The sequence below is a fragment of the Saccharopolyspora rhizosphaerae genome, from assembly GCF_003931915.1.
GTDB lineage: Bacteria > Actinomycetota > Actinomycetes > Mycobacteriales > Pseudonocardiaceae > Saccharopolyspora > Saccharopolyspora rhizosphaerae.
Window position 1 is genome coordinate 101981 of the sequence record NZ_RSAA01000026.1, and the last position, 12337, is coordinate 114317.

The window sequence follows — 12337 nt, forward strand, 5'->3', positions numbered from 1 at the left end:
GCACGACCTACCGCCTCCGCCGGGACACCCATCCGGACCTGGGCCACGCCGGTGCCGGGCTTCGTCGAACCGGTGGAGTCGGGGTGACGGACCCCGAGAATTGGAGAGCCCCGCGATGCTGCCAGGTCGGGGGTCCGACAGCACCGCGGGGTCATCCTGAATATCGACACCCACCCTGCGTTCGTTACACCTGTTGCAGGCTGTGTCCTACATCACGTTTCTTCACCTGTACCGGCGACGGAATCGCAGGTCAGCGCACTGCACGTGTCGATGTTGCCCTGTCGATCGCCCCGCATACCGATATCTAGCAACCTTCCTAGAGATCAGTAGACAACGACATCGCCGCCCTCGGGCGCCCCTCCGCCGGGTGAGGGGCGACCTTTCGCGCGCAATGCCCGTCCCCACCCGGACGTGGCAGTGGGGTTGGCCGGGGCCGGGTGCGAGTCCTGCGAGTTCGGACGTGGCGGAGGTGGCCGGACGTCAGGGCTCCCACCCGGAGGAGGTCGTGTCGACGCCTTCGGGCGTGAGGGCCTTGGTGACGAGTCGAGCGTTGGGGCCAGGTTGCGGAGGCACAGGGCACGTGCGGGCTGACCTGAAGGGAGGAACAGGCCGCAGCGATGACCCGTGCCGCGGGGTCAGTCCTGGGTGAGCAGGTAGCGGCCGAAGTGGGGGACCGTGAAGGCGATCTGGCCGCGCTCCCCTGAGTAGACGAGCCCCTTCTTGATCAGCGCGTCCCGGGCGGGGGACAGCGACGAGGGGCGGCGCTCCAGGTACTCGGCGATCTTGGCGGTCGGTGCCGGCTCGTCCTTCCCCTCGACCAGCTCGGCCATGGCCCGCAGGTACTCGCGCTCGGCCGGGGTGGCCCGCTCGTAGCGCGAGCCGAAGAAGCCGACCGCCAACTCCGACTCGGCCTCCGGGGAGGCGAGGCGCACGTCCTCCTCGGAGATCTCGGTGCGCACGGCCGCGTCCCAGGTGGCCTTGCCGTAGGCCTGCACGAAGTACGGGTAACCGCCGGAGACGGTGAACAGCGTGTCCAGCGCGGCCGGGGTGATCTCGGCTTCCTCCCGCTCTATCGGGGCGATCACCGCGCGGTCGGCGTCCGAGCGGTCCAGCCGGTCGATGCGGACGTAGCGGAACAGCCGCTCCGAGTAGGACTTGCTGGCCGACAGCACGGCGGGCACGTGCGGCAGGCCCGCGCCGACGACCAGCGGAGCGCCCGACTGGGACAGCTCGTGGCAGGCGGCGCACAGCGCGGAGACGTCCTCGGCCTGCACGTCCTGCATCTCGTCGAGCAGCAGCGCGATGCCCGTCCCGACGTCGGCGGCCAGTTCCGCGACCTCGGTGAACAGCTCGACCAAGTCGATCTCGACGTCCCCCGAATCAGCCCGGCCCACCGCCGCGGGGACGTCGATGCCGGGCTGCCACCGGTCCCGCAGCTTGGCGTCCTTCGGGTTGGCCTTGAGCGCGAAGGCCTTGAGCACCGACAGGACCTCCTCCACCCGGTCCGGAGCGCGGTGGCGCACGGCCAGGTCGCGGATCGCGCGGTGCAGGGCGGCGGACAGCGGCCGACGCAGACCGGCCTCCGGACGGGCCTCGACCTTGCCCGCACCCCAGCCGCGCCGGACCGCCATCGAGCGCAGCTCGCCGAGGAGCACGGTCTTGCCCACGCCGCGGAGTCCGGTCAGCACCAGGCTCCGTTCCGGACGACCTCGGGCGACGCGTTCCAGCACGACCTCGAAGGCGTCCAGCTCGCGGGTACGTCCGGCCAGCTCAGGCGGTCGCTGTCCGGCGCCGGGGGCGAAGGGGTTGCGGACCGGGTCCATAACCGTCGGACTGTATCCGCGTTTCTAGCTCTGTTTCGATAGTTGGCGAGATTCCGGTATCGCGTGTCCACCGCCCAGCCCGACGAAGCCGAGTCGGCACCGACGGCCACCCCGTGGGAGCGGAGCCAGAGCTGGAAGCTCCCGTGACTGGGCGAAACAGCAGTCCCCTCCAGGACCTCCCCGGCGGCACAACCCCAGATCACGCCGCCCACCGCGTTCAGGGAGCAGGCCTCGGCTGACCCCTCTCGAGGGACGAGCCTGGGGCAGTTCCGGGCGCATCGCGGTGTATCGGGGCGTATCGGAATGTCGCTAGACAGCGCGATACGGGGCGATGCAGGCACGAAGGCCCCCGGTGCTCCGGGCACCGGGGGCCTTCGACGTGCGCAGTGGTCAGCGCTCGAGGATGGCGGTGAGGCCCTGGCCGCCCGCCGCGCAGATCGAGACCAGTCCCTTGCCCTGGCCCTTCTCGGCGAGCAGCTTGGCGAGGGTCGCCACGATGCGGCCGCCGGTGGCGGCGAACGGGTGCCCGGCGGCCAGCGACGAGCCGTTGACGTTGAGCTTGGCCTCGTCGACCTCGCCCAGGACCTTGTCACGGCCCAGGCGGTTCTTGCAGAAGTCCGGGTCCTGCCAGGACTTCAGCGTCGCCAGCACCTGGGAGGCGAAGGCCTCGTGGATCTCGTAGAAGTCGAAGTCGCCCAGCTGCAGGCCGTTGCGGTCGAGCAGCTTCGGCACCGCGTAGGCCGGGGCCATCAGCAGGCCCTCGTCACCGCTGACGTGGTCGACGGCTGCAGGGGCGATGTCCGACAGGTAGGCCAGCACCGGGACGTTGTTGGCGTGGGCCCACTCCTCGCTGGCCAGCAGAACCGTGGAGGCACCGTCGGTGAGCGGGGTCGAGTTGCCCGCGGTCATCGTGGCGCCGTCGCCCTTGCCGAAGACGGGCTTGAGCTTCGCGAGCTTCTCCACCGAGCTGTCCGGGCGCAGGTTCTGGTCCTGGGACACGCCCTGGAACGAGGTGATCAGGTCGTCGAAGAAGCCGCGGTCGTAGGCGGCGGCGAGCCGGTGGTGGCTGCGCGCGGCCAGCTCGTCCTGGGCCTCGCGGCTGATCTCCCAGGCCAGCGCGGTCTTCGCGGCGTGCTCGCCCATCGACAGACCGGTGCGCGGCTCGGAGTTCTGCGGGATCTCCGGCACCACGTGCTGCGGCCGGACACCGGTCAGGGCCTTGACCTTGGCCCCGGTGGACTTGGCGTGGTTGGCCCTGAGCAGCACCCGGCGGAACTCGTCGTTCACCGCGATGGGCGCGTCGCTGGCGGAGTCGACACCACCGCCGATGCCGACCTCGATCTGGCCGAGCGCGATCTTGTTGGCGACCGAGACCACGGCTTCGAGGCCGGTCGCGCACGCCATCTGCACGTCGTGGGCCGGGGTGCGCGCGTCGAGCTTGGAGCCCAGGACCGTCTCGCGAGCGAGGTTGAAGTCGCGGCTGTGCTTGAGCACGGCACCGGCGACGAACTCGTCGACGGTCTTGTCCGCCAGGCCGAACCGGGCGACGAGCCCGTCGAGCGCAGCGGTGAGCATGTCCTGGTTGGAGGCTTGAGCGAAGGGACCGCCGGATCGCGCGAACGGGATCCGATTGCCGCCGAGGATCGCGACTCGCCGAACGGTGGCCATACCTACTCCCTCGTTGCTGGTTCGTTCCTGGCCAATCTAACCTACCCGCGGGTAAGTTAGCCGTCGAGCAACTGCGCGACTTCGTGTCCGAACCCTCATGAACGCCTCCTCGGGAGTGTCCGATGTCCGATCGATACCTGCAGTTCACCCAGTCCGCGTTCGGGCGACAGCTCGTCACGAAGCTGGGGCTGCCCAACCCGACTCCGCTGCGCCGGTTCAAGCCCGGCGAACCGCTGATCGCCGGGCCCGTGCTGCTGGGCGGCTCGGGACGACTCGCCGACTCGGTCAGCGCGACGCTGCAGGACGTCGGCGCCGACGCGCGCAAGGAGCGCGCGGACGGCGAGCGCTACGCGGGCCTGGTCTTCGACGCCACCGGCATCACCTCCAGCGAAGGCCTGCGCGAGCTCTACGACTTCTTCGCTCCCTCGATCCGGCAGATCGACCGCTGCGGCCGGCTGGTCGTGCTGGGCACCCCGCCGGAGTCCCTGTCCGACCCGAAGGCGGCCACCGCCCAGCGCGCGCTCGAGGGCTTCACCCGCACCGCGGGCAAGGAGCTCAAGCGCGGTGCCACGTCGCAGCTGGTCTACGTCGCCGAGGGCGCCGAGGGGGCCACCGACTCGACGCTGCGGTTCCTGCTGTCCGGCAAGTCGGCCTACGTCTCCGGCCAGGTCGTCCGCATCAGTGCGGCCGACGTCCCGGGGATCTCCCAGGACCGCCCGCTGCAGGACGAGGTCGCGCTGGTCACCGGCGCCTCCCGGGGCATCGGCGCGGCGATCGCCGAGACGCTGGCCCGCGACGGCGCGCACGTGGTGTGCCTGGACGTGCCCGCGCAGGGCGGTGAGCTGGCCGCGGTCGCCAACCGCATCGGCGGCTCGACGTTGCAGCTCGACATCACCGCCGAGGACGCGCCCGACAAGATCGCCGAGCACTTCACCGAGCGGCACGGTGGCCTGGACGTCGTGGTGCACAACGCCGGCATCACCCGGGACAAGACGATCGGCCGGATGAGCGAGGCCCACTGGGACGCCGTGCTCGCGGTCAACCTGGCCTCGCAGGAGCGCATCGACGCGAAGCTGCTCGGCGAGGACTCCCCGCTGCGCCCCGGCGGCCGGATCATCTGCGTGTCGTCGATGAGCGGCATCGCGGGCAACGTCGGCCAGGCCAACTACGCCACGTCGAAGGCGGGCGTGATCGGGCACGTGCACTCCGCCGCGCCGCTCGCCGCGAAGAAGGGCGCCACCATCAACGCCGTCGCGCCGGGCTTCATCGAGACCCAGATGACGGCCGCGATCCCGCTGTTCGTGCGGGAGGCCGGCCGTCGGATGAACAGCATGTCGCAGGGCGGCAAGCCGATCGACGTCGCCGAGACCATCGCCTGGTACGCCAACCCCGCCTCCGCCGGGGTGAACGGCAACGTGGTCCGGGTCTGCGGCCAGAGCCTGCTCGGCGCCTGAGGTCAGGAGACGAGATGCCGGAACTCACCACCGCTCCCAGCCTGGGGCCGCTGTACCTGAAGGCCGCCGTCACCGGCCCGACCCGGCGCGGCGGCGAACTGCCCGACACCACCTACGTGCGGCGCGATATCACCGTCGACCCCGCGGAACTCGCCGAGTACAACCGGGTCTGCGGCTTCGGGCTGCGCGACGAGCTGCCGATCACCTACCCGCACATCCTGTCCTTCCCCGCGTCGGTGCAGCTGATGACCGACAAGGGCTTCCCGTTCCCGCTGGTCGGGCTGGTCCACGTGGCCAACCGGATCCAGCAGGACCGCCCGCTGCTGGTCACCGAGGAGCTGACGCAGACGGTGCGGGTCGCGGACCTGCGGCCGCACCCGAAGGGCAAGCAGTTCGACGTGATCACCGAGACCAGCGTCGACGACGAGGTGGTGTGGCGGGAGACCTCCACCTACCTGCGCGTGGGCAGGCGGGACGAGACCGCGCCGCAGCAGCGGCGCCGGGAGGTCGAGCCGGGTTCCGCCTCGGCCGTCTGGCGGGTGCCCGCCGACATCGGCCGCGAGTACGCGGCGGTGTCCGGTGACCGGAACCCCATCCACCTGCACGCGCTGACAGCGAAGGCCTTCGGCTTCCCGCGGGCGATCGCGCACGGCATGTGGTCCAAGGCCCGCTGCCTGGCGGCCCTGGAAGGCCGGCTCCCGGGAGCGCTCACGGTGGACGTCGACTTCGGCAAGCCGCTGCTGCTGCCGTCGAAGGCCGAGTTCACGATGCTCCCGACGGCCTCGGGCTGGGACTTCGCCCTCCACTCCCGCTCCGGGAAACCGCACCTCACGGGCTCCGTCACCAGCTGATCGGCGGTGGTCTCCTCCGCGGCCGGCACCCGGTCGCGGGGGAGACCTCGTCCCTCAGGAGGAGTGGGAGCCCGACTGGGACGCGGGGAACCAGGAGCGGCCTTCGACCAGTTCGCCGAAGCCGAGCCAGAGCATGTTCATCAACCGCATGGCCATGCCCTCGGCCGTGTAGTCGGGGTGCTGGAACCACCACTCCACCAGCGCTTCACCGGCGCCGACCAGGGCCGCGGCGAACGGCTCGGTCTGCTCGGGCTGCATCGGCTGCTTCTGGTCCGTGGTGGCCTCGGCCAGCAGGTCGGCGATCAGCTCCGTGGCCCGTTCCCGCCACTCGGAGAGCTCCTTGACGTAGGGCTCGCCGGGCACGTCGCCCTGGCGGTGCAGCAGCTGCCAGCCCGCCTTGTTGACCTGCACGTACTCGAAGAACATGTGCAGCCGGTGCCAGAGCTGGTCGGCCGGGACCAGCCCGGTGCCGATGTGCGCGCCGATGGCCTCGACCAACTTGGTCGCCTCCCGCCGGACGCACGCGATGAACAGCTCGTCCTTGGCCCCGAGGTAGGCGTAGAGCATCGGCTTCGAGATGCTGGCCGTCTCGGCGATCTCGTCCATCGACGCGTTGTGGAAACCGTGCTTGGCGAACACCTCCACGGCGGCGTCCAGGATCTGCCGCTCGCGCACTTCCCTGGGCAGGCGCCGGGACCGGGGGCGTTCGCTGTCCCGCTGTTCTTCCATCTCACCTCATCGCTGGTGGTCCGCCTCAGGCTAGTGGAGCGGATCGAGATCACGCGGCTTGCCCGCCAACCTACTCGCACGTAGTCTTACTCCACAGTAGGCAGTGGAGGTGGCGCGGTGCCGCAGTCCCCGACCGATCCCATCGCGGCGCTCGGCGAGATCGACCCGCGGGCGATCGACGAGTCCGCGCTGGTCGAGCTGCTGCAGGACGCCTCCGCCGCCGCTGTCGATGGTGTGGACCTCAGCGGCCTGAGCCCAGAGCAGTTCGCGCGTCTGGTCTCGCGCTCCTCGGTCGACCAGCTCAACGCCCTGCTCGCCCACGCCGATCTGCGGGAGACCGTCGTCGACGAGATCTTCCGGCGCATGAGCGAGCACTACCAGCCCGACCACGCCAAGCGCAGCCACGCGGTGGTCAACTGGCGGATCGGCGCGGACGAGGACCTGCTGGCCTACCAGTGCGAGCTCGCCGACGGCCGCTGCCAGGTGACCAAGGGCTCTCAGCACGAGGCGCCGACGGTCACCATCACCGTGGCCGCGCTGGACTTCATCCGGCTTACCTCGGGCAACACCACCGCGCCGAAGCTCGTGATGGCGCGGCGGGTCCGGCTCGCCGGCGACGTCGGCTTCGCCGTCACCCTGCCCAAGCTCTTCCGCATCCCGAGGGCCTGACCCTCGGGCACTGGACCCCGGGCCGCCGACAACGCCCCCCACGACGGCCCGGCCTCATGCGAACGGACCGCGCTCCCGCACCACGCGGAGGCCGGTCCGTTCGCGCGCTCCCGGCCGAAGATCGACGTGATGTCGAGGTTAACCGCAGGTCAGTGGCATATGACACGGTGCGGAACAGCACAAGGAGTACGCGTGTTGAACCTGGGGAAGGCAGCATGCAGCCTGGCTGATGTGTGAGATCACTTCACCGTGCCGGATGGCGATCGCTGTTGCACCATGTCGCGTGGGCAGGGTGCGGCAGTGCTCATCCGTGCGGATGAACTGCGTGCCGCCGCGTCAGGACGAGCGGCGGTAGGCGTCCCACCGATGAGTGAAGGGCCCGTGGCCCGGAGCCCATCGCTCGAGCTCCGCGGGGAGGGCTCGACTCGGCCAACGCTTCGAAGACGAACGGGAGGGCGAAGCGGTGAAGAAGTTGACAACCCCTGAGGCGGAGACGCCGATCTTCCGGGAGCTCAACAACGAGCTCGGCGAACTGCCGGAGATCGACATCCACGACTTCGACAAGCACGCTTTCGACTTTCTCCGCGAGTACGACGAGCAGAAGTCCCAGGAGCCCGAGCAGGAGACCCCGGCGGAAGCGGCGGAACCCGTCGCCGTGTCGGCAGGCTCCACCGCCTCGGAGTCCGGTTCTTCGAGCTCCAGTGCTGGCGGGAACCGCCGCGGCGGACGCCGTCGCAAGGGCAACTGAGCAGACTTGGCCGAACGGCCCGCACCGCATCCGGGGGGATCGCGGGGCGGGCCGTTCCGCTGTCCGCACGCTGTCGGTGACTCGTGCCACGCTGGTCGCCGTGACCGGATGGCAGGAGTTCACCGAGCAAGCACCCGAGCTGGCCCAGACGGCTCGGGCACGACTGGAATCCGCGCGGCACCACGTGCTGGCCACGCTGCGCGCGGACGGATCGCCGCGGGTCAGCGGCACGGAGGTCGGCTGGTACCGGGGTGACCTCGTCCTCGGCTCGATGCCCGGGGCGCGCAAGGCCCGCGACCTCCAGCGCGACGGACGGTTCGCGGTCCACGCCAACCCGGGCGACGGCTCGATGGCCGAGCCGGACGTCAAGCTGTCCGGCACGGCCACCGAGGTGACCGGTGACGAGCAGGCGGCTTGGGTGGCCGAGGTCGGACCGCCGCAGGACGACGCCCACCTGTTCCGCTGCGCGCTCAACGAGGTCGTCACCACGACCGTCTCCGAGGACGAGACCCACCTGGTGATCACCTCGTGGACCCCGGAGCACGGGGTCCGCGTCTTCAAGCGCGCGTAGCGGAGGGCGCCCCTGCACCGCAGGGACGCCCTCCGCGCCGGTGGATCAGTAGGTGAAGGCCATGCTCGGGTTGGCCAGCAGTGCGCCGACGTCGGCGAGGTACTGGGAACCCTGCTGACCGTCGACCACCCGGTGGTCGAAGCTCAGCGCGAGCTGGCAGATCTTGCGCGGCACCACCTGGCCGTCGACCACCCACGGCATGTCGCGGATCGCGCCGAAGGCGAGGATCGCGGACTCACCAGGGTTGATGATCGGCGTGCCGGTGTCGACGCCGAAGACGCCGACGTTCGTGATGGTGATCGTGCCACCGACCATGTCCGCCGGAGCGGTCTTGCCCTCCCGGGCCGTGGTGGTCAGCTGCTCCAGGGCCTCGGCGAGCTCGCGCAGCGACATCCGGTCGGCGTCGCGGACCTTGGGCACGACCAGGCCGCGAGGCGTGGCCGCCGCGACCCCGAGGTGCACGTAGTCCTTGTAGACGATCTCGCCGGCTTCCTCGTCCCAGGTCGCGTTGACGTCCGGGGTCCGGCGCGCTGCCAGGCACATGGCCTTGGCCGCGAACGCCAGCGGCGTGATCTTCACGCCCTGGAACGCCGGGTCCGACTTGAGCTGCTCGCGCAGCTGCATCATCGGCGTGACGTCGACGGTCAGGAACTCGGTGACGTGCGGCGCGGTGAACGCGCTGTCCACCATCGCCTGCGCGGTCGCCTTCCGGACGCCCTTGATCGGCACCCGCCTTTCGCGGTCGCCCGTCCGGGTGGCCGTCGGGGTGGTCGGCGGTGTGGTCGTGGGCGCCGCTGCGGACTGGACGTCCTCGCGGGTGATCACCCCGCCCGAGCCCGACCCGGCCAACGACCGCAGGTCCACGCCGAGCTCCTTGGCGAGCTTGCGGACCGGCGGCTTGGCCAGCGGCACGTACCCGGTGAGCTCCTCGACCTGCGGTGGTGCCGGGGCCGGGATGGTGGCGGTCGTGGTCACGTCGTCGGCCGGACCGCTGGTGGCCGCGTGGGCCTGCGTCCCGCCGGCGGGCGTGCCGTTGGTGACCCCGTGCCGGTCCTTGCGCGGACGCCGCTTGGCCGCCGAGGTCCGCGGGCCGTAACCGACGAGCGTCGCGATCCGGCCGTTGGACTCCTCGCCGATCTTGCCGGAGCTCTCCTCCGGCACCGGCTCCGGTTCAGGCTCGGCCCCGGCCATCTCGATGCTGATGATCGGCGTGCCGACCTCGACGGTCTGGCCCGGTTCCGCCAGCAGCTCGCGGATCGTGCCCGCCCACGGGCAGGGCAGCTCCACGGAGGCCTTGGCCGTCTCGATCTCCACGATCACCTGGTTGACGGTGACGTTCTCGCCGGCCTGCACCTTCCAGCCGACGATCTCCGCTTCGGTCAGGCCTTCGCCGACGTCAGGGAGCGGGAACTGCTTGAGCACCATCGATGAACTCCCCTCAGTACGCCAGCGAACGGTCGACCACGTCCAGCACCCGGTCGAGGTCGGGCAGGAAGCCCTCCTCCAACTTCGACGGCGGGTAGGGCGTGTCGAACCCGGTCGCCCGCAGCACCGGGGCCTCCAACGAGTAGAAGCACTCCTGCTGCACCCGGGCGCTGATCTCGGAGGTCACCGACGACTCCGCCGGAGCCTCGCTGACCAGCACCAACCGGCCGGTGCGGCGCACCGACTCGCACACCGGTCCCAGGTCCAGCGGGGACAACGAGCGCAGGTCCACGACCTCGAGGTCGATCCCGTCCTCAGCGGCCGCGGTCGCGGCGTCGAGGCAGGTCCGCACCATCGGGCCGTAAGACGCGAGCGTCACCGCCGAGCCGCTGCGCACCACGCGGGAGCTCAGCAGCGGCATCGGGTCGACGGAGGTGTCGAGCTCGGCCTTCTCGTAGTAGCGGCGCTTCGGCTCGAAGAACAGCACCGGGTCGTCGCACTCGATGGCCTGCTGCAGCATCCAGTAGGCGTCCACCGGGTTCGAGCAGGAGACCACCTTCAGTCCGGCGATGTGCGCGAACAGCGACTCCGGGGACTCCGAGTGGTGCTCGACGGCACCGATGCCGCCGCCGTAGGGGACCCGCACGACGACCGGCACCTTGACCTTGCCCTGGCTGCGGTAGTGCAGCTTCGCGAGCTGGCTGATGATCTGGTCGAAACCGGGGAAGATGAACCCGTCGAACTGGATCTCGCACACCGGCCGGTAGCCGCGGATGGCCAGGCCGATCGCGGTGCCGATGATCCCGGACTCGGCCAGCGGCGTGTCGAGCACCCGGTGCTCGCCGAAGTCCTTCTGCAGGCCGTCGGTGATCCGGAAGACGCCACCCAGCTTGCCGACGTCCTCGCCCATGACCAGCACCTTCGGGTCGCGCTCCAGCGACGCGCGCAACCCCATGTTCAGCGCCTTGGCGATGGTGACGGTCTGGGTGCCCGACGCGGCGGTCGGGCGTTCGAGAGCGGGCGCGGCCATCAGTGCACACCTCCTGCCACGGTCTCGTCGGCGAACCCGGCCAGGTAGCGCAGGTAGTCCTCGCGCTGCGCGGCGATCTGCGGGGTTTCCTCGGCGTAGACCTGCGAGAAGATCCGATCCGGTGGTGGTTCGGGCATGCTGAAGCAGAACTCGCGGAACCGCGCGGCGAGCTCGTCGGCCTCGGCGTCCACCGAGTCGAAGAACTCCTGGTCAGCGGCCTGCTCGCGGATCAGGTGCACCCTCAGTCGCTCGATCGGGTCCTTGAGCTTCCACGCCTCCTGCTCGTCGGACATCCGGTACCGGGTCGGGTCGTCGGAGGTGGTGTGGGCGTCCATCCGGTAGGTGAAGGCCTCGATGAGCACCGGCCCGTTGCCGTTGCGGCACTCGTCCAGCGCCCACCGCGAGACCGCGAGGCTGGCCAGGACGTCGTTGCCGTCCACCCGGATCCCGGAGAAGCCGTAGCCGCTGGCGCGCTGGTAGAGCGGTACTCGGGTCTGGCGCTCCAGGGGCTCGGAGATCGCCCACTGGTTGTTCTGGCAGAAGAACACGACCGGTGCGTCGTAGACGGCCGACCACACCATGGCCTCGTGCACGTCGCCCTGGCTGGTGGCGCCGTCGCCGAAGAAGACCATCGTGGCCTCGCCGTCCGGGTCGCCGACCTTGCCGTCGAAGCGCTGGCCCATCGCGTACCCGGTGGCGTTGAGGCACTGGTTGCCGATGACGATCGTGTACAGGTGGAACCCGGTCTTCACGGGGTCCCAGCTGCCCTGGTCGGTGCCGCGGAAGATGCCCAGCAGCTCGGTGGGGTCGATGCCCCGAGCCCAGGCCACACCGTGCTCCCGGTAGCTCGGGAAGGCCATGTCCTTCGGCTTCAACGCCCGGCCCGCCCCGATCTGGGCGGCCTCCTGACCGAGCAGCGGGACCCAGATACCCAGCTGGCCCTGGCGCTGCAGCGCGTTGCCCTCCCGGTCGGCGCGGCGCACCAGCACCATGTCGCGGTACAGGCCGCGCAGCTCTTCGGGGGAGATGTCGATGTCGAAGTCCGGGTGCTGGACCCGCTCGCCTTCTGGGGTGAGGAGCTGAACGAGGTCAGCCCCGCCTTCACTCGTCGCGCGCAAACCGGCGATCACCTGCTCCCGTGTGGGCTTGGCTGCGGTTGCGGCAGGGAGGTCGGTGCGCTTCTCGGGCGGATTACCGGATGCGGACGTCCATTGCTCGGGGGACATGTGTGATCTCCTCGTGTCGCGCCGATGGCCACCGCTTGTGGCGGTGGTTCCCGGCTGCCCCGCCGGCTCTCCGATGACCTGGTGGGTCACCCGGTCGGCCGAGCGGAGCGTTGGATCGCTCCTCGTCATCCTGGCACGAAAAC

General features: G+C 70.4%; 11 protein-coding genes. 5 read left to right on the forward strand and 6 right to left on the reverse strand.

All coding sequences use genetic code 11. The features are described from left to right. Window positions 1-635: 635 nt before the first annotated feature. Entirely contained in the window at window positions 636-1823 is a 1188-nt protein-coding gene (locus EIL87_RS22135; RefSeq protein ID WP_125092513.1) for an ATP-binding protein, read from the reverse strand. A 390-nt stretch (window positions 1824-2213) separates the two neighbouring features. Next, on the reverse strand, window positions 2214-3491 hold the full coding sequence (locus EIL87_RS22140; protein ID WP_125092514.1) for an acetyl-CoA C-acetyltransferase: 1278 nt from the start codon (window positions 3489-3491) through the stop codon (window positions 2214-2216). Between the two features lie 122 nt (window positions 3492-3613). Here EIL87_RS22140 and EIL87_RS22145 point away from each other — a divergent pair, with 122 nt between their 5' ends. Both EIL87_RS22145 and EIL87_RS22150 read left to right on the forward strand, forming a co-directional pair. Next, complete coding sequence (locus tag EIL87_RS22145; RefSeq protein WP_125092515.1) at window positions 3614-4945, forward strand: 3-oxoacyl-ACP reductase; 1332 nt, start codon at window positions 3614-3616, stop codon at window positions 4943-4945. A 14-nt stretch (window positions 4946-4959) separates the two neighbouring features. After that, a complete protein-coding gene (locus EIL87_RS22150) occupies window positions 4960-5796 on the forward strand; it encodes a MaoC/PaaZ C-terminal domain-containing protein (RefSeq protein WP_125092516.1) in 837 nt (278 codons plus the stop codon). Window positions 5797-5850: 54 nt separating this feature from the next. On the opposite strand, the gene EIL87_RS22155 is transcribed toward EIL87_RS22150, so the two are convergent. Further along, window positions 5851-6525 carry a TetR/AcrR family transcriptional regulator gene (locus EIL87_RS22155; protein ID WP_125092517.1) on the reverse strand — a complete coding sequence of 225 codons (675 nt, stop codon included), beginning with the start codon at window positions 6523-6525 and terminating at the stop codon, window positions 5851-5853. A gap of 117 nt (window positions 6526-6642) precedes the next feature. Between EIL87_RS22155 and EIL87_RS22160 the strand changes: the two genes are divergently transcribed. The 3 genes from EIL87_RS22160 to EIL87_RS22170 all read left to right on the forward strand — a co-directional run bounded on the left by EIL87_RS22160 (window position 6643) and on the right by EIL87_RS22170 (window position 8513). After that, on the forward strand, window positions 6643-7194 hold the full coding sequence (locus tag EIL87_RS22160; protein ID WP_125092518.1) for an SCP2 sterol-binding domain-containing protein: 552 nt from the start codon (window positions 6643-6645) through the stop codon (window positions 7192-7194). Window positions 7195-7657: 463 nt separating this feature from the next. Continuing rightward, complete coding sequence (locus tag EIL87_RS22165) at window positions 7658-7942, forward strand: hypothetical protein (protein WP_125092519.1); 285 nt, start codon at window positions 7658-7660, stop codon at window positions 7940-7942. Between the two features lie 100 nt (window positions 7943-8042). After that, on the forward strand, window positions 8043-8513 hold the full coding sequence (locus EIL87_RS22170) for a pyridoxamine 5'-phosphate oxidase family protein (RefSeq protein WP_125092520.1): 471 nt from the start codon (window positions 8043-8045) through the stop codon (window positions 8511-8513). A gap of 45 nt (window positions 8514-8558) precedes the next feature. Here EIL87_RS22170 and EIL87_RS22175 read toward each other — a convergent pair whose 3' ends face one another. The 3 genes from EIL87_RS22175 to pdhA are packed head-to-tail and all read right to left on the reverse strand — an operon-like array spanning window position 8559 to window position 12194. Continuing rightward, window positions 8559-9938, reverse strand: a complete 1380-nt coding sequence (locus EIL87_RS22175; protein WP_125092521.1) for a dihydrolipoamide acetyltransferase family protein — start codon at window positions 9936-9938, stop codon at window positions 8559-8561. A 13-nt stretch (window positions 9939-9951) separates the two neighbouring features. Then, on the reverse strand, window positions 9952-10968 hold the full coding sequence (locus EIL87_RS22180) for an alpha-ketoacid dehydrogenase subunit beta (protein WP_125092522.1): 1017 nt from the start codon (window positions 10966-10968) through the stop codon (window positions 9952-9954). After that, entirely contained in the window at window positions 10968-12194 is a 1227-nt protein-coding gene (gene pdhA, locus EIL87_RS22185) for a pyruvate dehydrogenase (acetyl-transferring) E1 component subunit alpha (protein WP_125092523.1), read from the reverse strand. The genes EIL87_RS22180 and pdhA overlap by 1 nt, the downstream gene beginning before the upstream one ends. Between the last annotated feature and the right edge of the window lie 143 nt (window positions 12195-12337).